The 18,048-nt window shown below is 71.9% G+C and carries 17 protein-coding genes; 13 read left to right on the forward strand and 4 right to left on the reverse strand.

Annotated features, from left to right (window positions below):
- Position 1 precedes the first annotated feature (1 nt).
- From ACTXG6_RS21390 to ACTXG6_RS21400, 3 genes are all read left to right on the forward strand, one after another.
- Positions 2-790: a helical backbone metal receptor gene (locus tag ACTXG6_RS21390; RefSeq protein ID WP_445190067.1), complete on the forward strand. Its 789-nt coding sequence runs from the start codon at positions 2-4 to the stop codon at positions 788-790.
- Between the two features lie 157 nt (positions 791-947).
- Positions 948-1,304 (forward strand): YciI family protein, encoded by a 357-nt coding sequence (locus ACTXG6_RS21395; protein ID WP_445189569.1) that lies wholly within the window; start codon positions 948-950, stop codon positions 1,302-1,304.
- Positions 1,305-1,339: 35 nt separating this feature from the next.
- Positions 1,340-2,473 carry an RNA polymerase sigma factor gene (locus ACTXG6_RS21400; RefSeq protein ID WP_445190068.1) on the forward strand — a complete coding sequence of 378 codons (1,134 nt, stop codon included), beginning with the start codon at positions 1,340-1,342 and terminating at the stop codon, positions 2,471-2,473.
- 58 nt (positions 2,474-2,531) lie between these two features.
- On the opposite strand, the gene pip is transcribed toward ACTXG6_RS21400, so the two are convergent.
- The 3 genes from pip to ACTXG6_RS21415 form a co-directional block, all read right to left on the reverse strand.
- Complete coding sequence (gene pip, locus ACTXG6_RS21405; RefSeq protein ID WP_445189570.1) at positions 2,532-3,518, reverse strand: prolyl aminopeptidase; 987 nt, start codon at positions 3,516-3,518, stop codon at positions 2,532-2,534.
- A gap of 155 nt (positions 3,519-3,673) precedes the next feature.
- Positions 3,674-4,588, reverse strand: coding sequence for a 3-methyl-2-oxobutanoate hydroxymethyltransferase (gene panB / locus ACTXG6_RS21410; RefSeq protein WP_445189571.1), 915 nt, complete (start codon positions 4,586-4,588; stop codon positions 3,674-3,676).
- Positions 4,589-4,803: 215 nt separating this feature from the next.
- Positions 4,804-5,505 (reverse strand): TetR/AcrR family transcriptional regulator, encoded by a 702-nt coding sequence (locus ACTXG6_RS21415; RefSeq protein WP_445189572.1) that lies wholly within the window; start codon positions 5,503-5,505, stop codon positions 4,804-4,806.
- A gap of 89 nt (positions 5,506-5,594) precedes the next feature.
- Between ACTXG6_RS21415 and ACTXG6_RS21420 the strand changes: the two genes are divergently transcribed.
- From ACTXG6_RS21420 to ACTXG6_RS21440, 5 genes are all read left to right on the forward strand, one after another.
- Positions 5,595-6,335 (forward strand): SDR family NAD(P)-dependent oxidoreductase, encoded by a 741-nt coding sequence (locus tag ACTXG6_RS21420; protein WP_445189573.1) that lies wholly within the window; start codon positions 5,595-5,597, stop codon positions 6,333-6,335.
- A gap of 68 nt (positions 6,336-6,403) precedes the next feature.
- Positions 6,404-8,002: an alpha/beta hydrolase gene (locus tag ACTXG6_RS21425; protein ID WP_445189574.1), complete on the forward strand. Its 1,599-nt coding sequence runs from the start codon at positions 6,404-6,406 to the stop codon at positions 8,000-8,002.
- A gap of 241 nt (positions 8,003-8,243) precedes the next feature.
- Entirely contained in the window at positions 8,244-9,353 is a 1,110-nt protein-coding gene (locus ACTXG6_RS21430) for an ABC transporter ATP-binding protein (protein WP_445189575.1), read from the forward strand.
- Positions 9,353-10,168, forward strand: coding sequence for a hypothetical protein (locus tag ACTXG6_RS21435; protein WP_445189576.1), 816 nt, complete (start codon positions 9,353-9,355; stop codon positions 10,166-10,168). The genes ACTXG6_RS21430 and ACTXG6_RS21435 overlap by 1 nt, the downstream gene beginning before the upstream one ends.
- Positions 10,165-11,718 carry an alpha/beta hydrolase gene (locus ACTXG6_RS21440; protein WP_445189577.1) on the forward strand — a complete coding sequence of 518 codons (1,554 nt, stop codon included), beginning with the start codon at positions 10,165-10,167 and terminating at the stop codon, positions 11,716-11,718. Before ACTXG6_RS21435 ends, ACTXG6_RS21440 begins: the two co-directional genes overlap by 4 nt.
- Positions 11,719-11,918: 200 nt before the next feature.
- Here the strand turns inward: ACTXG6_RS21440 and ACTXG6_RS21445 are convergent, their stop codons facing one another.
- Positions 11,919-12,725, reverse strand: coding sequence for a hypothetical protein (locus tag ACTXG6_RS21445; RefSeq protein ID WP_445189578.1), 807 nt, complete (start codon positions 12,723-12,725; stop codon positions 11,919-11,921).
- A gap of 556 nt (positions 12,726-13,281) precedes the next feature.
- On the opposite strand from ACTXG6_RS21445, the gene ACTXG6_RS21450 reads away from it, so the two are divergent.
- The 5 genes from ACTXG6_RS21450 (at position 13,282) to ACTXG6_RS21470 (ending at position 18,027) form a co-directional block, all read left to right on the forward strand.
- Complete coding sequence (locus tag ACTXG6_RS21450; RefSeq protein WP_445189579.1) at positions 13,282-14,130, forward strand: right-handed parallel beta-helix repeat-containing protein; 849 nt, start codon at positions 13,282-13,284, stop codon at positions 14,128-14,130.
- Positions 14,131-14,486: 356 nt separating this feature from the next.
- Positions 14,487-15,830, forward strand: a complete 1,344-nt coding sequence (locus tag ACTXG6_RS21455; RefSeq protein ID WP_445189580.1) for a glutamine synthetase family protein — start codon at positions 14,487-14,489, stop codon at positions 15,828-15,830.
- Between the two features lie 103 nt (positions 15,831-15,933).
- A complete protein-coding gene (locus tag ACTXG6_RS21460; RefSeq protein ID WP_445189581.1) occupies positions 15,934-17,067 on the forward strand; it encodes an anion permease in 1,134 nt (377 codons plus the stop codon).
- A gap of 34 nt (positions 17,068-17,101) precedes the next feature.
- Entirely contained in the window at positions 17,102-17,335 is a 234-nt protein-coding gene (locus ACTXG6_RS21465) for a hypothetical protein (RefSeq protein ID WP_445189582.1), read from the forward strand.
- 146 nt (positions 17,336-17,481) lie between these two features.
- Complete coding sequence (locus tag ACTXG6_RS21470) at positions 17,482-18,027, forward strand: YbhB/YbcL family Raf kinase inhibitor-like protein (RefSeq protein ID WP_445189583.1); 546 nt, start codon at positions 17,482-17,484, stop codon at positions 18,025-18,027.
- Positions 18,028-18,048 lie beyond the last annotated feature (21 nt).

Consider the following 18,048-nt stretch of genomic DNA (forward strand, 5'->3'; position numbering starts at 1 on the left):
GCTGATCGACGACCTCGGCGAGCCGGTCACGCTGGCCGGCCCGCCGACCCGGGTGGTCTCGCTGGTGCCGTCGATCACCGAGGCGGTCGCGGTGAGCGTGCCCGAGGTGCTGGTCGGGGCCACCGACTACTGCAGCCACCCGCCCGAGCTGGACGTGGCGCGGGTGGGCGGGTCGAAGTACCCCACGCTGGACTCGGTCCGCGCGGCCACCCCGGACCTGGTCCTGGCCAACGCCGAGGAGAACCGCCCGGAGGACGTGGCCGCACTGCGCGCCGACGGTATCCCGGTGTGGGTCACCGAGGCCGCCGCGACCGTGCCCGCCGCACTCACCTCGATCGGCCGGCTGCTCGGCGAGGTGTTCGAGCTGACCGGCGACCGGCAGCCGCCCTGGCTGGTCCAGGCGGTGGCCGAGTGGGCCGAGGCGGCGCCACCGGTGCTGGCCACCGCGATCGTCCCGGTGTGGCGGCGGCCCTGGGTACTGCTCGGGCGGGACACCTTCGCCGGTGACGTGCTGCGCCGCCTCGGCGTGGCGAACGCGTATGCGGAGCACGCCGACCGGTACCCGCGGCCGAAGCTGGACGAGCTGCGCGGGCTGCTGGACAGCGGCCGGGCAGGGCTGGTGGTGCTGCCGGACGAGCCCTACCTGTTCACCCCGGACGACGGCCCTGAGTCGTTCCCCGGCACCCCGTGCGCCTTCGTGACCGGCCGGTTGCTCACCTGGTGCGGGCCGTCCCTGGCCGGTGCCAGGCAGACGCTGGCCGACCAGTTGGGTCAGGCCGTCCGTGCCTGACCAGGTGACCGAGCTACCCGGTGGGCCGTTCGCGGGGTAGGGGCGCCGCTTTCGGGCACGGCCCCGTCGACATCTGGGAGAATTTCTACGGTCGCTGTCCCCTGCAGTGCCGCCTGTTCGTCTCGATATCGAGAGATGATCCCCCAAGGAGGCACCGATGAAGTACGCACTGCTCATCTTCCCGAAGCCGGGTAGCCACGAGGCGCTCGGACCCGACGAGTACGGAGCCGTCAACGCCGAGTACCTGGCGCTGCGCAAGGACCCACGCTGCCTCGGCGGCGGGCATCTGCAACCGGCCGAGACGGCGACCACGGTTCGGCACAGCCTGGGCGAGGCCTTGATCACCGACGGCCCCTTCGCGGACACCAAGGAGGTGCTGGGCGGCTACTACGTGGTCGAGGCCGCCGACCTGGACGAGGCGTTGGAGTTCGTCCAGCGGATTCCCACGGTGCGGCTCGGCGGTGCGGTCGAGGTCCGGCCGTTGGTGGACATCCCGACGGAGGACGGCTTCTGATCGAGGACGTTTTCCGGCGCGAGTGGGGCCGCGTCCTGGCGTCCCTGGTCGGCTTCCTCGGCGACATCGATCTCGCCGAGGAAGCCGCACAGGAGGCCTTTGCGGTCGCGGCGCAGCGGTGGCCCCGTGACGGGGTGCCGCGGCACCCGGTGGCCTGGTTGGTGGCCACCGGGCGCAACCGCGCCATCGACCGGGTGCGACGCGAGCGGACGCTCGAGGACAAGCGTCGGCTGCTCCAGAACGATCGGCTGACCGTGAGCATGGACGAGATCGACTTCGACGACAGCACGATTCGGGATGAGCGCCTGGAGCTGATCTTCACGTGCTGCCATCCGGCGCTGGCCGTCGATGCGCAGGTGGCGCTGACGCTGCGGGCCCTGGGAGGTCTCAGCACCGAGGAGATCGCGCGCGCCTTCCTCGTGTCGGAGGAGACGATGAAGCGCCGGCTCTCCCGGGCCAAGGTCAAGATCAAGGCGACGGCGATCCCGTTCGCGGTGCCGGCTGACCGGGTGCTGCCGGACCGCTTGTCAGCTGTGTTGGCGGTGATCTACCTGATCTTCAACGAGGGCTACCCGGGTCGCGGCGATCTTGCCGCCGAGGCGATCCGGCTCGGGCGACTGCTGGCAGAGCTGATGGCCGACGAACCGGAGGTGTACGGGCTGCTGGCTCTGATGCTGATCCACGACTCACGCCGGGAGGCGCGCGTGGTGGGGGGTGAGCTGATCCCGTTGGCCGAGCAGGACCGTTCGCGGCACGACCGGGCAGAGGTCGAGGCCGGCCGATCGGCGCTCGATCGGGGACTGGCGTTGCGATTGGCGGCTGGGCCGTATGTGCTCCAGGCGGCGATCGCGTCGCTTCAGGCCGAGGAGGACATCGACTGGCACGAGGTCACGGTGCTCTACGAACGCCTCGAAGTCCTCACCGGCTCACCGGTCGTTGCCCTCAATCGCGCGGTGGCTCTCGCCGAGGCGGGCGCGCCCGAACGAGCGCTCGAGCTCGTCGACTCGCTCGAGCTCGGCGAGTACCGCTACCTCCATTCCACCCGGGCCGAGCTGCTGCGCCGCCTCGGCCGCGACGACGAAGCCCGGGAGGCGTTCGAGCGCGCCCTGCGGCTGGCCGCGACCGACCCGGAGCGTCGGTTCCTCGCCCGCCGGCTGTCCGAGCTTTGACCGGGATTCATGGGCAGGGAGAGCTGGGTCCGGTCCAGCGCTAGGACACGCTCTGGCCTCAGGAGCCGGCGAACCGGTCGGTGGCGGTCACCAGGGCGTGCTGGATGCCCGGCTCGTCGAACGCGTGCCCGGCGTCGTCGACCACGATGAGCTCGGCGCTCGGCCAGGCCAGGTGCAGGTCCCAGGCGGTGCGGATCGGGGTGCACGCGTCGTAGCGGCCCTGCACGATCACCCCGGGGATGTCAGCCAGCCGGTCCGCGTCCCTGATCAGCTGCCCCTCGGCCACGAACCCGGAGTGCCGCATGTAGTGGTTCTCGATGCGGGCGAACGCCAGCGCGAACTCCCGCTCGCTGAACGACTCGACCAGCGCCTCGCGCGGCCGCAGGGTGATCGTCGAGGCCTCCCAGCTGCTCCAGGCCACCGCGGCCCGCTCGGCGACCGAGGGGTCCGGGTCGTGCAGCAGTCGGTGGTAGGCGTCGATGATCTCCCGGCTGGCCGAGGCGTGCAGCTCGGGCGGGAGCGGCTCGAGGAACTCGGCCCACCGGTCCGGGAACAGCGCCTGGGCGCCGCCGCCGTAGTACCAGTCCAGTTCCCAGCGGCGCAGCGTGAAGATCCCGCGCAGCACCAGCTCGGTGACCCGCGCGGGGTGCGCCTGCGCATAGGCGAGCGCCAGCGTCGACCCCCAGGAGCCGCCGAAGACCTGCCAGCGGTCGATATCCAGGTGGGTCCGCAGCCGCTCCAGGTCGGCGACCAGGTCGGCGGTGGTGTTGTCGTGCAGGGCGGCCCGCGCGGTGGCCGGGTCCGGGTCGGCGGCGTGCGGTGTGCTGTGCCCGCAGCCGCGCTGGTCGAGGAGCACGATCCGGTAGCGGGCCGGGTCGAAGGCGCGCCGGTGATCGGGCTTGGACCCGCCGCCGGGGCCGCCGTGCAGGAACACCACGGGTTTGCCGTCCGGGTTGCCGCAGCTCTCCCAGTACAGCTGGTGGCCTTGGCCGACGTCGAGCAGACCCTGGCGGTGGGGCTCGATCGGTGGATACGACTCACGCACGGGCCCATTCTGATGGACCGGCCGGATCGGCGGCCGAGGCGGGGCGAACCGGCCGCCGGCCGTGGTGAGTGTCTCCGCGCGGGCACGGGATCGCCGTGCCCGCGCGGGACGAATGTGGTGGCCCACCGCATCTCGGCGGCGGCCCGAGCGAGGACCTAGGAGTACGAGTGCTCTGGATCCGGGTAGACGCCGTCCCGGACCTCCGCGCCGAACGTGCGGGCCGCCGTGAACAGCGCATCGCCCAGATCGGCGTAGCGCTTGACGAACCGGGGCGTGCGTCCCCTGTTCATCCCGGCCATGTCCTGCCAGACCAGCACCTGGGCGTCGCAGTCGGGCCCGGCACCGATACCCACGGTGGGAATGGCGAGCTCGGCCGTGACCCGCTTGGCCACGTCGGCCGGCACCATCTCCAGTACCACCGCGAACGCTCCCGCCTCCTGTAGCGCGAGTGCGTCGGCAATCAGTGTCTCACCGGTGTCACCCCGGCCCTGCACCCGGTAGCCGCCGATGGTGTGCTCGCTCTGCGGGGTGAAGCCCAGGTGTGCCATCACCGGGATGCCCGCGCCGACCAGCGCATCGACCTGCGGGGCGAACCGCTGCCCGCCCTCCAGCTTCACCGCGTGCGCGCCGCCCTCCTTCATGAACCGGGTGGCGGTCTCCAGCGCCTGGGCGGGGCTGACCTGGTAGCTGCCGAACGGCAGGTCGGCCAGCACGAGCGACTGGCGGGTGGAGCGCACCACCGCGCGGACCAGCGGGAGCAGTTCGTCCACCGTGATGGGCAGCGTGGTGTCGTAGCCGTAGACGTTGTTGGCGGCCGAGTCGCCGACCAGGAGCACCGGGATACCGGCCTCGTCGAAGATCTCCGCGGCATAGGTGTCGTAGGCGGTGAGCATGGCCCACTTCTCGCCGCGCTCCTTCATCGCGTGCAGCCGGGGGATCCGGATGCGCTTGACTGGCGCGGGCGGGTTCTCCGCCGCGGGCGGGCCGCTGGGGCCGCTGCGATAGGGCGCGGTCACCTCGTCGCCAGGTGCTGGCGGCGGCTGTCCATCGCGAGATGCGGGTGACGTCATCGTCAACCGTCCTCCCTCGAGGCCCGGCTGGCGGGTCCCCGGGTCGTCTCCGGTGTGGTGCGCACAGCGTGGCATCCGAGGCGGCCGCCGGCATGCGGCTGCGACGAGACTCACAGGGCTAGATCACTCGTTAGGGCTGTGCCTAGCGCTGTGACCAGGAGTGATCAGTCGAAGGACTCAGTCGAAGGCCTCAGTCGAGGACTCAGCGGAAGGACTCAGCTGAAGGCCATTGCCTGGCGCATCGTCTCCGGGTTCAGCGGGCGTCCGGGCAGCGGGTGCGCGGCGTCGGTGCGCAGCCCGTCCAGCACCAGGGCGAGGTGCCGCCGCCAGGCGTCCGGGGCGAGGGTGCGCACTCCTTCGGTGGCCCGCACCGCCGCCCACAGCAACAATCCGATGTCGGTGAGGTCGACGTCGGTGCGCAGTACGCCGGCCCGCTGCGCCCGCTCGACCAGCGCGACGGTCAGTTCGTTGCCGCGCCGCTTGGCCCGCTCGGTCACCGAGTCGGCGGGCAGGGTGTAGACGCAGATGTCGGTGAAGCCGCGGTCGACGGCCTGCAGCTCGGCGACGGCGGTGAGGTGCGTCGCCAGACCGCGCCACGGGTCCGGGTCGGCCGTCGCCCGCTCGGCGAGCCGGACCGACGTCAGCACCTGCTCGGCCAGTGCGGCGTCCACCAGGTCCACCCGGGTCGGGAAGCGGTTGTAGAGCGTGCCGATGCTCACGCCGGCCCGCCGGGCGATCTCGTCCAGCGGGGCGTCGAGCCCGCGCGCCGCGAACACCGCGCGCGCCGCGGTCAGCAGCAGCTCCCGGTTGCGCCGGGCATCCGCGCGCAGCGGCCGGGCGTCGGTCTGAGGCGGCTGGGTTTGCGCCGGCTGGGTCTGCACCGGCTGGGCGGGTGCCTGGACGCCGTCGGTGGACATTGTGGCCAGCCTATCAACTTGAGGGCAGACTCAACTTCACCTATTTTGAGGAAAAGCTCAAGTTAGTTGTTCGATCGAGAGGACAACCCTTGACCCGCACGTTGGCTGTGTTCGGTGCCGGCCCGGCCCTCGGTCTGGCCACGGCCCGCCGATTCGGCGCGGAGGGCTATCGGATCGCGCTGGTGGCCAGGGACCGCGTCAAATTGGACCGCCTGGAGAAGGAACTGGCGGACGGCGGTGTCGAGACCTACGGCGTGACCGCGGACCTGACCGACCTCGCCGAGGCCCGAGCCGCCTCGGTCGCCATCACGGACCGGTTCGGCACCCCGGACGTGCTGCTCTACAGCCCGGGCGACATCAGCCGGCTGCCGGTCGGCGCGCTCGAGCTGGACGCCGAGGAGCTGGCCACCTGGCTGCCGTTGAACCTGCTCACGCCGATCGCGCTGGTCCGGTCGGTACTGCCGGACATGCTGGCTCGGGGGTCCGGGGCGCTGCTGTTCGCCCAGGGGGCCAGCGCGCGGGTCCCGATGCCCGCACTGGGCAGCGCCGGGGTCGCGCAGTCCGGGTTGCTGAACTACCTGCACGCCCTGGCCGCGGCGGTCGGCCCCCGAGGGGTGTACGTGGGCACCCTGCTGATCGGCGCGCTGATCGAGCGGAGCGCGGCGGCCGGGCTGTGGGACGGCGGCGGGTTCGACAGCCTCTCGGTCGGCTCGCTGCCCCGCGTCGACCCGGACACGCTCGCGCAGCGGTACTGGGAGCTGGTGCGGGACCGTCCCGGCGTCGAGGAGCTGGTGGGACAGGTCGCGGCCGCCGGCGGGGGGGATTCCTGAGAGACGCGCCACGCCGACGGCCGACCCACTGGCGGCTCCCGGCGCCATCCGGTGCAGACTGTCCGGCGATGAAGCTCACAGCGCGCGGCCTGCACCGCCACCTCCTGATCCTGGTCGCGCTGATCGCCGTGGCGATCCCGGCGGTGGCGTGCTCGCCGGACGGGACGGTCGGTGCCGGCACCACCGTCGGTCCAACGCCCGCCGGTGCTGACCTGCAGAAGTTTTACGGGCAGAAACTCAGCTGGGGCCCGTGCGCGCAGTACGCCCCGTCGCAGGACGACGCGCAGACCTTCGCCGATCCCAAGCTGGACTGCAGCTACCTGCAGGTGCCGCTGGACTACAGCCAGCCGGGCGGCAAGACGGCGCAGATCGCGGTGCTGCGGCAGAAGGCCAGCCAGCCGGCGCGGAAGATCGGCTCGCTGGTGATCAACCCGGGCGGGCCGGGCGCGTCGGGCACCGAGGCGGCCGTCGGGGTGGCCAAGCAGGTCCAGGGCGGTGCGCTGGCCGCGCGGTTCGACATCGTGGGCTTCGACCCTCGCGGTGTCGGCGCCAGCAAGCCCGCGATCGAGTGCTTCACCCCGCCGGAGCGCGACGCCGACCGCCTGGACGTCGAGGTGGACAGCTCGCCGGCCGGGGTGGCCCGGATCGAGGGCAAGAACAAGGACTACGACGCCAAGTGCGAGCAACGCTCCGGCAAGGACCTGCTGGCCAACGCCGGTACCCGGGACGTCGTCAAGGACATGGACATCCTGCGCCAGGCACTGGGTGATCAGAAGCTGACCTACCTCGGCTACTCCTACGGGACCCGGCTGGGCTACAGCTACGCCGAGGCGTTCCCGCAGAACGTGCGCGCGCTGGTGCTCGACGGCGCGCTGGACCCGGACCAGAACCTGATCGACCGGTCGGTGGCCCAGGCGGCCGGGTTCCAGCAGGCGTTCGACGCGTTCTCCGTCTGGTGCGCCAAGCAGCCGCAGTGCGCGCTGGGCCGCGACCCGAAGGCCGCCACGGACAACTTCAAGAAGCTGGTGCTGCCGACGATCGACCACCCGGTGCCGCTGTCGGACGGCCGCAAGATGTCCTACAACGACGCGATGACAGGCGCCATCCAGGCGCTGTACACCCCGCAGCTGTGGGACCCGCTGAGCCGGGGCCTGACCGAGCTGTCGCAGGGCCAGGGCCGGATCCTGATGCTGCTGGCCGACATCTACAACGGCCGCGAGCAGGACGGCAGCTACCAGTTCACCCTGGACGCGTTCACCTCGATCGGCTGCGTGGACGACAAGCCGGTCACCGACCCGGCCGTGGTGCTGGAGGCGGACAAGCGCTCCCGGGCCGCCGCGCCGTTCCGCGACGACGGCCACGGCCCGAACCCGGCACGCGATCCCTGCGCGTTCTGGCCGGTGCCCAACACCAGCGAGCCGCACATGCCGCACGTGGTCGGGCTGCCCCAGGTCATGGTCATCTCGGTGACCGGCGACCCGGCGACCCCGTTCCAGGCCGGGGTGAACCTGGCCAAGGCGCTCAACGCCCGGCTGCTCACCGTGCAGGGCAACCAGCACACCGTGGCCCTGCAGGGCACCCAGTGCGTGGACGACATCGTGACCAAGTACTTCACCGATCTGACGTTGCCCCCGGACAACTCACGCTGCACGATCGCACCCAGCTGAGGTAGCGACCCGACTGACGGCGGGGGCGCCGGGAGGACATTCCTCCCGGCGCCCCCGCCTTCGTCGTGCGGCCGGTCCGGAGGCCCCGGTGCGGTCGGAAGGGGGAGCCCTACCGCGGCGGCGGGGGTTGGCCCCCCGGCGACGGGGGGTTGGCCCCATCGTCCGCGCCGCGAGCCGCTGCCATTGTCCTCAGGGACGAGCCCTACCTGGGCGAACACGCCTCGAGGCATGGAGATCAGGCATGTCCACTGTTGAGCAGCCGACAGCGCCACCGGTGCTGTCCAGGACACCCGGCGACGCCATGGGCGGTCGCGTCGTGGTGCGGAACCTGACCAAGCGCTTCGGGTCGATCGAGGCGGTGCGCAACCTCAGTTTCACCGTCGAACCCGGGCAGGTGACCGGCTTCCTCGGGCCCAACGGAGCCGGCAAGACCACGACCTTGCGCGCCGCGCTCGGGCTGATCAGGCCGACCGGCGGTGAGGTCACCTTCGACGGCGTCGGCTACCGCCGGCTCGCTCATCCGGCACGGGTGGTGGGCGCGGTGCTCGACTCGAACGGCTTCCACCGGTCCCGCAAGGCCCGGGCGCACCTGCTCATGTACGCCGCCGCGATCGGGATGCCGGACCAGCGGGCGGACGAGGTGCTCGCCCTGGTCGGGCTGACCGACGCGGCGAACCGCAAGGTCGGCGGTTTCTCCCTTGGCATGCGCCAACGGCTGGCGCTGGCCACCGCGCTGTTGGGCGACCCCCCGGTGTTGATCCTGGACGAGCCCGGCTCCGGACTGGACCCGGAGGGGGTCGCCTGGCTGCGCGGGTTCCTGCGCTCCTACGCAGCGAGCGGGCGCACCGTGCTGGTGTCCAGCCACCAACTGGCCGAGATCGCCCAGACCGTGGACCGGGTGGTGATCATCAGCCAGGGCGCCGGTGTGTTCGAGGGCCCGATCGAGGAGTTGCCGGGCGAGGGCCGGGACGAGGTGCGGGTGCGGTGTTCCGACCCCGGGCGGCTGGCCACCGCGCTGAGCGCGCGCGGCATCGCCGAGATCGCGTCCCTGCCGGAAGGCTGGCTGAGCATTCTCGGTGCGGACACCACCACCGTCGGTGACCTGGCACGCACGGTCGACGTGGCGGTCTACGGGATGACCCGCGAGCACACCGACCTTGAGCAGCGCTTCCTGCGGCTGACCGTCAGCCAGTACCGGCCGGCCGCGCCGAACGGTCAGCCCGGCGACCCGCCGGATGCTTCGGCCGAACCCGCCCGGTCCGACGCCGCCCAGTCCGATTCCGCCCAGACCGACGCCGCCCACGCGGTCCCCGCCCAGGCTGTCCCCGCCCAGCGAGAAGGTGACCGGTGATGTCGGCTCGCAGTACGGACCTGCCGGCTGTCTGCCCGGCGGCCGCACCCGGTGGCGCCTGGTCGGTCCGATCACTGCGCGGGTTGGTGGTCGCGGAGGCCCGCAAGACGCTGTCCACCTCCGTGTGGTGGGCGATGCTCATCCCGGCCGGGCTGGTCAGCATGGTGATCGCGATGATCACCGCGACCGACGGGCGGCTGGGGCACAGCCAGGCGTTCGCGCTCGGCTCGTTCGGGGTGGTCTTCGCGGTGCTGTTCGGCACGGTCAGCGCCTCGGCGGAGTACCGGCACCACACCATCAGCACCAGCTACCTCGTCGCCGCCGACCGGGTGCGGCTGACGGTGGCCAAGATGGCCGTGGCCGCTGTGGTCGGGGCGGGCTATGCGCTGGTCAGCTCGGCACTGGGCATCGCCGGCATGCTGAGCCGCGGCGCCCACCCGTTCGCGGAGCTGGGCTCGGTGCTGCAGGTGAGCGCGGTGGCGGTGGTTGTCTTCGCGCTGTGGGCGGTGCTCGGCGTCGGGTTCGGCACCCTGGTCAGCAGTCAGGTCCTCGCGGTCGTCGGTGTCCTGCTGTACCTGCTGATCGTCGAGCCGATCCTGCAGGTGCTGGCCGCGGTGGCGGACCTGGACAGGCTCGGCCCGTACCTGCCCGGCCCGGCGGCCGCCACCAGCCTGGAGGCGCTGACCGGTGAGCAGTTCGGCGGCGGATTCGGCGTCGGGCCGCCCTGGTGGCTGATGCTGCTGGTCTTCTTCGGCTACACCGTCCTGGTCGGGCTGGCCGGGACAGCCACCGCGCACCGCAAGGACGTCACGTGAGTCGCCGAGGGAGTGGCCGGGTTCTGTTGGTCCTGCTCGCCCTGCTGGGGCTGCTGCTGCCGGCCGTGGCGGCCTGTGGCGCCGTCCCCGGCTCGGGCTCTACCGTCGGCGCTGCCGTCGGGCCGGTGCCGGCGCCGGAGCTGCAGCGGTTCTACGCGCAGGAGCTGGTCTGGAGCCGGTGCGCGCCGTTCGACTGCACCTATCTGCGGGTGCCGCTGGACTACGGCCAGCCGGCGGGTCGGACCGCGCGACTGGCGGTGCTGCGCCAACGGGCCAGCCAGCCGGATCGGCGCATCGGTTCGCTGGTGATCAACCCGGGTGGTCCGGGCGAGTCCGGTACCGATGCGGCCACCGGGCTGGCCAAGCGGGTTCGCAACACCCCGCTCGGTGAGCGGTTCGACCTGGTCGGCTTCGACCCGCGCGGGGTGGGCAAGAGCGAGCCGGCGATCGAATGCTTCACCGCGGCTGAGCAGGACGCCGACCGGGCGGACGCACAGCTGGACAACTCGCCGGCCGGCGTGGCCCGCCAGGAGGGCAAGGCCAAGGACTACGACGCCAAGTGTGCCCAACGCTCGGGGGCGGACCTGCTGGCCAACGTCGGTACCCGGGATGCGGCCATGGACATGGACGTGCTGCGCTCGGCGCTGGGTGATCAGAAGCTGACCTACCTCGGCTACTCCTACGGGACCCGGCTCGGCTACACCTACGCCGAACAGTTCCCGAACAACGTCCGCGCGCTCGTGCTGGACGGTGCACTGGACCCGGACCAGACCCAGATCGACCGGTCGGTGGCCCAGTCCGCCGGCTTCCAGCGGGCGTTCGACGCGTTCGCCGCCTGGTGCGCACCGAAGCGGCCCTGCCCGATCGGGAACGACCCGGCGGCGGCCAACCAGGTGTTCCGGGACCTGGTACTGCCGACGATCACAGCGCCGGTTCCGCTGTCCGACGGGCGCATCCTGTCCTACAACGACGCGATGACCGGCACCATCAGCGCGCTCTACAGCGCGCGTCGGTGGGAGCAGCTCCGCCACGGCCTGGTGGAGCTCGCGGGCGGCCACGGGGACGTGCTGATGGAGCTGGCCGACTCCTACCAGGGCCGGGGACCGGACGGTTCCTACGACCGCTCCACGGACGCCTTCACCGCGATCCGGTGCGTGGACGACAAGCCGATCACCGACCCGGCGGTGCTGGCCGAGTCCGACCGGCGCTCCCGGGCGGCCGCGCCGTTCCGGGACGACGGCCGCGGCGTCGACCCGGCGCGCGACGTCTGCGCGTTCTGGCCGGTGCCCCACACCGGGGAGCCGCACCAGCCGAAGGTGGCCGGGCTGCCCCAGACCGTGGTGATCTCGGTGACCGGCGACCCGGCCACGCCGTACCAGGCCGGGGTGAACCTGGCCAGGTCGCTGAATGCCCGGCTGATCAGCGTGCAGGGGAGCCAGCACACCGCCGCCCTGCACGGCAACCGGTGTGTGGACGACCTGGTGACCAGCTACCTCACCGATCTCGCGGTACCGGCGGAGGGGGCGCACTGCACCATCGCGCCGAGCTGACCGCGCCGCCGCGCCCTCCGCGACGCGGGGTCCCTTTGCGATCGCACACGATCTGGCCCGAACGGCCGCGCGCGAGGGTGTCGGCGGTGTTCGCTGGGCGCCATGAGACGGGCTGGGCACTGGTCTGCGCGGATCGACCGGTCTCATGGCGCCCCGTGCCCGGCGCCCGGCGGCCTGGCTCACCGGGCCGGCGGCCTGGCTCATCGGGCGGTCGTGGTCGGCGCGGTGCTGGCCGCCGCGGCGATCTTCTTCGCGGCACTGACCCTGTTCGCCGGCCCGTCCCGGTCCGGTTCGGTGCGGGCCGGCGGGCTGGAGGCGCTGCGGAGCCCGATGGCGGCCCAGGACGGGCCGGGAGGCGCCGGCGCCCAGGGTGACTCCGGCGGCGCCCCGTCCGACGGGTGGTCCTCGGCGGACGCCGGAACCGCGCCGGCCGGTGGTGCTCCGGCTGACGGCCCCGCTGCCGCGGGGTCGGGTGGCCCGGTCGCTCCGGCGGTCGGCGGTGCGGGTCGCGCCGGCGGTTCCGGCCGGGCGACAGCGCAGATCAACTGCACCAAAGAGGTTCTCGACGAGTCCGGCCTGAAGGATGCGGTTGCCAACGCCGGCCCGAACGACGTCATCTGCGTGAAGACGAACATGCCCGGCGGATCCGGGTCGGCGGCGCCCACACCGCCCCGGTCCACGCCGGCGCAGTCCGGGGCGGCGCCGCGGCTGGCCGAGCCACCGGTCGCCAGCCCGTCGGCGCCGAGGGTGCTACCGCCGGTCAGCGCCGAGCCCGGCGGCGGCGCTGGCGGCGGGGCACCGAGCGGTACGGCGGGTCCAGCGGGTGGGTCGGCCGCCCCGGCACCGCGCTCGAGCAGGCCGGTACCCCACTCGGCGGCTCCTTCGGGCACGGGCGGCGGGGCCGGCGCGTCCTCGCGGCGCTCGGAGGGCTCGGGGGGCTCCGCGCGGGGCAGGTCGGGCGGGTCGCCGGGCAGCTCGAACTCCGGCGGCGGGTCCGCCGGCGACACGTCGGGTGGAGCGCCCGGTGGCTCGTCCGGGGGTGACGTGGGTCGGTCCGAGGACCGCGGTTCGGGTGTCGGCGCCGGGTCCCCGGGCAGCTCGTCGGGTGGCTCGTCGTCGGGTGGCTCGTCGCCGGATGGCAGGGTCGGAAGTGGTTCCTTCGGTGGTACTTCAGGCGGCTCGTTCGGCCCGTCCCCGGGTAACTCCGGCGGGGGCTCGTTCGGCGGCTCCCCGGGTAGCTCCGGCGGTGGTTCGGCCGCGGGTGCGCCATGGGGCGGGGCTTCGGGCGGCGGTTCGCCGGGTGGCGGGTCCGGCGGCGGTTCGTCCGGGAACGGTTCCTCCGGTGGCGGTTGGTTCGGCGGCTCCGCCGGGCGATCGCCGGGAGGCTCCTCAGGCGCCCCGTTCGGTGGCTCCGGTGGCTCGTTCAGCGGCCCCCCGGGTAGTCCGTCCGGCGGCAGCCCGTTCAGTGGCTCGTCGGGCGGTGGACAGCTGGGCGGCTCCGTCGGCGGCGGCCTGAACGGCGGCCTGAACGGCGGGCTGACCGGCGGGGGGAACGGATCGGCGGTGCTCGAGGGCGGCCCGCCGGGCGCGGGAACGCCGAGCCAGACCGGCTGCACCAAGCAGGTCACCGACAGCGCCGGCCTCAGCCAGGCGATCAACAGTGCCGCCCCGGGCGACCGGATCTGCATCACCGGAGACCTCGGCTCGGTGCGCCTGGAGATCGGCAAGGGCGGCAGCGACCAGGCACCACTGACGATCATCGGCAACGGCAGGACCGCCGTGAAGGGCATCACCGTGCAGGCCAACAACGTCGTGGTGGACGGCTTCCAGGTGCTCGGCGCCGAGGCACCGGGCATCGAGATCACCGGCAACGGGGTCACCGTGCGCAACAACACCGTCAAGCACCCGACCGGCGGCGACTTCGACGGCCTGCGGTTCTTCGGCAACTACATCAGGATCGTGCACAACACCATCGCCGACATCAGCCCGGACGGCAGCGGCGCGCACGCGGACTGCATGCAGACCTTCACCAACGGCGAGCCGTCCAGCGAGCACGTCCTGATCGACGGCAACCGGTGCGAGAACATCGACAACCAGTGCCTGATGGCCGAGGGGCCCGGCGACGTGGGCGACGGCGGCGGCGGGGACGGCACCTCCGCGGACTGGACCTGGAGCAACAACATCTGCAACTTCGGCGCGTCCCAGGGCGTGATGATCGAGGCCGTGCAGAACGTCACGATCCGGAACAACGCGTTCAACGGCAAGGGCGACAAGGCGATCGGTCTGGACATCGGGTCGACCGGGGCGAAGGTCGGCGCGAACCTGCTCGCCGGTGGGATCGGCCACGAGATCGGCATGGACGACACGTCGAAGGAGGGCTACCAGGGCCCGCAACCCCAAGGCGGCCCCTGACCGCGCGCGGCCCCTGACCGCGCGCGGCCCCTGACCGCGCGCGGGCACACCCCGCTGGCTGCCTGTTGTTGCCGAGCTGCACAGGAGGCAGGTTTCAGCGCTCCGCGGCCTGCCTGGTGTGCAGCTCGGTAACGGGACGCCGCCGTCAGGGCCCGCAGCCCCGAGGGGGCCGCTGACCGCCCGCGGCGCGCCGAAACGGGCCCGGGCACACCGGTGTGACGCAGGACTCACCCAGCTGCGACATAGCCGACCGACCGCCGCCTCTCCGCGCCGAGACGGTGCCCGAGAGCACCCCGATGGGGGCTACAACCAGCCCCGAAACATGGATGTAACGCGATGTTCCTAGGCTGCGGCCTATGGATCGCCAGCAGGAGTTCGTGCTGCGCACGCTTGAAGAACGCGACATCCGCTTCGTGCGCCTCTGGTTCACCGACGTGCTCGGGTACCTCAAGTCGGTGGCCATCGCGCCCGCCGAGCTGGAGGGAGCCTTCACCGAGGGGATCGGTTTCGACGGCTCGGCCATCGAGGGCTTCGCGCGGGTGTACGAGTCGGACATGGTCGCCAAGCCGGATCCGTCCACCTTCCAGGTGCTGCCCTGGGAGACCGCGGACGGCCAGCACTACTCGGCGCGGATGTTCTGCGACATCACCATGCCGGACGGCTCACCCTCCTGGGCGGACCCCCGGCACGTGCTGCGCCGCGCGCTGAGCCGGGCCGCCGAGGCGGGCTTCACCTGCTACGTGCACCCCGAGATCGAGTTCTACCTGCTCAAGGACCTGCCCACGGACGGGACGCCGCCGACCCCGGCGGACTCCGGCGGCTTCTTCGACCAGGCCAGCCACGACGCCGCGCCGCACTTCCGGCGCAACGCGATCGAGACGCTGGAGTCGATGGGCATCTCGGTGGAGTTCAGCCACCACGAGGGTGCACCCGGCCAGCAGGAGATCGACCTGCGCTACGCCGACGCACTGACCATGTCCGACAACATCATGACCTTCCGGTATGTGGTCAAAGAGGTCGCGATGACGCAGGGCGTCCGTGCCTCGTTCATGCCGAAGCCGTTCACCCAGCATCCCGGCTCGGCCATGCACACCCACTTCAGTCTCTTCGAGGGCGACCGCAACGCCTTCCACGACCCGTCCGACCCCTACGAGCTCTCCGACACCGGCAAGGCGTTCGTGGCCGGGGTGCTGCGGCACGCCAGGGAGATCACCGCGGTCACCAACCAGTGGGTGAACTCCTACAAGCGGCTGGTCGTCGGTGGCGAGGCCCCGACCACCGTGTGCTGGGGGCACGCCAACCGGTCCGCGCTGGTGCGGGTGCCGATGTACTCACCCGGCAAGGCCTCCTCGCGCCGGGTGGAGATCCGCACCCTGGACAGCGCCTGCAACCCGTACCTGGCCTTCGCGGTCATCCTGGGCGCCGGCCTGACCGGTGTGCAGAAGGGCTACGAGCTCGGCGAACCGGCCGGTGACGACGTCTGGTCGCTCACCGAGATCGAGCGCAGGGCGATGGGGTACGAGACGCTGCCGCAGAACCTGACCGAGGCGCTGGCCGCCATGGAGCACTCCGAGCTGGTCGCGGAGATCCTCGGCGAGCACGTGTTCGACTTCTTCCTGCGGAACAAGCGGGCGGAGTGGGACGCCTACCGCCGCAACGTCACGCCGTACGAACTGGCAACCTATTTGCCCGTGCTCTGACAGCTTCAGTTCAGGTTCCGTTCACTCTCAGTTTCTTCTCAGTTTATCTCCACCGATCACTCTTCTGGGCGACCGAAGAGCCCCAACCCCGAAGTAGGGACCGGTGGACATCTCCTTCATCGTGCTCACGGTGGTCGTCACCGCGCTGCTGTTCGACTTCACCAACGGATTTCACGACACCGCAAATGCGATGGCGACCTCGGTGGCAACCGGGGCGTTGCGCCCGAAGGTCGCCGTCGCCATCTCCGCCGTGCTCAACCTGATCGGCGCCTTCCTGTCGACCGCAGTGGCCAAGACCATCTCCAGCGGCCTCGTCGACGAGACGAAGATCAACCCAACGGTGATCTTCGCGGGGCTCATCGGCGCTATCCTGTGGAACCTGACGACCTGGTACTTCGGCCTGCCGTCCAGCTCGTCGCACGCGCTGTTCGGCGGCCTGATCGGGGCCACCTGGGTGGCCGCCGGCGGTGGCGCGATCAAGTTCATGGGCCTGATCACCGCCGTCGTGCTGCCGGCGCTGGCCGCACCGGTGGTGGCCGGCCTGGCGGCGATGATCGCCACGTACTTCGCCTACAAGATCACGGCGAAGACCCGGCCGGACGAGGCGGCCAAGGGTTTCAGGGTCGGGCAGATCGTGTCCGCCTCGATGGTGTCGCTCGCGCACGGCACCAACGACGCGCAGAAGACGATGGGCATCATCACCCTCACGCTGATCACCGCCGGCGTGCTCGCGCCCAACTCCGGCCCGCCGGTGTGGGTGATCGGCCTGGCCGGCCTGGCCATCGCGCTGGGCACCTACCTGGGCGGCTGGCGGATCATCCGCACCCTGGGCAAGGGGCTCTATGACATGGAGTCCCCGCAGGGCTTCGCCGCCGAGACCTCCAGCACCGCGACCATCCTGATCTCCAGCCACCTCGGCTTCGCGCTGTCCACCACCCAGGTGGCCTCCGGTTCGATCTTCGGTGCCGGCGCCGGCAAACGACTGGCCGACGTGCGCTGGTCGGTGGCCGGCAAGATGGTCATCGCCTGGGTGCTCACGCTGCCCTCGGCGGCGATCGTCGGCGCGCTGGCCGGCCAGGTGGCCGGGCTCGGCTCGGCCGGCACGGTAATCGTCGCGCTGGTGGCGCTGGCCGTCGCGATCGGCATCTACCTGGCCTCCCGCCGCCAGCCGGTGAGCGCGGACAACGTCAACGACGTGCCGGAGACCGCCCCGACTGCGGCGACCACGACCACCTGACCCGCCGACCGACCGGCCGAGAGAGGACCTTGTGATGCATATCAAGTGGGGCGCGCTGGGTGAGGTGTTCCTGGTCGGCCTCGGTGTGACCGTGGTCGTGGTGGTGCTGTTCTCCCTCGGGGTGAACGCGCTGTCCGCCAGGGCCGAGGCGCTCGAGGGCGGCTCGGAGAGCTCCCGGGGGGCCGGCCCGGCCACCGCGGCGGCGGTGTTGTGTTTCGGGATCTGCTTCCTGGTGGTGGCCTACGGGATCTATCTGATCGTCGGCTGAGCCCTCGGCTCCGGAATGATCGAGCAGGTGCGCCGGCAACGCGATAGGTTGCCGGCGCACGTTGCGTAGGAGGATCGCCGTCGGCGGATCCCGCTGAGGGGCCGCGATCGAGAGGTCGCCCCCGGGAGAACCAGGAGGAGGGCCACATGACCACCGCATCGCGACCGCCGGGACCGCACGAGTTCCTGCCGGAGGTGCCGTCGTTCACCCTGACCAGCACCGACATCAAGGATGGCGCCCGGCTGGCCGACCAACACGCGAGCGGAGTTTTCGGGGTGACCGGCGGCGAGGACGTCTCGCCGGAGCTGTCCTGGTCCGGGGCGCCCGAGGGCACCAAGAGCTACGCGGTGACCTGCTACGACCCGGATGCGCCCACCGGCAGCGGGTTCTGGCACTGGGCGGTGGCCGACGTCCCGGCCAGCGTCACCGAGCTGCCGACCGGGGCCGGTGCGCCGGGCAGCGCCGACCTGCCGGCCGGCGCGCTCACGCTGACCAACGACGGTGGCATGAAGGGCTTCGTGGGCGCCGGCCCGCCGCCCGGGCACGGCGAGCACCGCTACTACTTCACCGTGCACGCGGTGGACGTGGAGTCGCTGGGGCTGCCGGACAGCGCGAGCCCGGCGTACCTGGGGTTCAACCTGTTCGCGCACACCCTGGCGCGGGCCACCCTGGTCGCCGTCTTCGAGCGCTGATCCCGCGCCCGGGTCCGGCGT

The sequence above is a fragment of the Pseudonocardia sp. Cha107L01 genome (assembly GCF_052566575.1).

Coding starts and splice junctions, on each gene's coding strand:
- ACTXG6_RS21395 (WP_445189569.1), top strand. CDS start 948: ATGAAGTACGCACTGCTCATCTTCCCGAAGCCGGGTAGCCACGAGGCG.
- panB (WP_445189571.1), bottom strand. CDS start 4,588: ATGACGTCACCCGCATCTCGCGATGGACAGCCGCCGCCAGCACCTGGC.
- ACTXG6_RS21415 (WP_445189572.1), bottom strand. CDS start 5,505: ATGTCCACCGACGGCGTCCAGGCACCCGCCCAGCCGGTGCAGACCCAG.
- ACTXG6_RS21425 (WP_445189574.1), top strand. CDS start 6,404: ATGAAGCTCACAGCGCGCGGCCTGCACCGCCACCTCCTGATCCTGGTC.
- ACTXG6_RS21430 (WP_445189575.1), top strand. CDS start 8,244: ATGTCCACTGTTGAGCAGCCGACAGCGCCACCGGTGCTGTCCAGGACA.
- ACTXG6_RS21435 (WP_445189576.1), top strand. CDS start 9,353: ATGTCGGCTCGCAGTACGGACCTGCCGGCTGTCTGCCCGGCGGCCGCA.
- ACTXG6_RS21455 (WP_445189580.1), top strand. CDS start 14,487: ATGGATCGCCAGCAGGAGTTCGTGCTGCGCACGCTTGAAGAACGCGAC.
- ACTXG6_RS21465 (WP_445189582.1), top strand. CDS start 17,102: ATGCATATCAAGTGGGGCGCGCTGGGTGAGGTGTTCCTGGTCGGCCTC.
- ACTXG6_RS21470 (WP_445189583.1), top strand. CDS start 17,482: ATGACCACCGCATCGCGACCGCCGGGACCGCACGAGTTCCTGCCGGAG.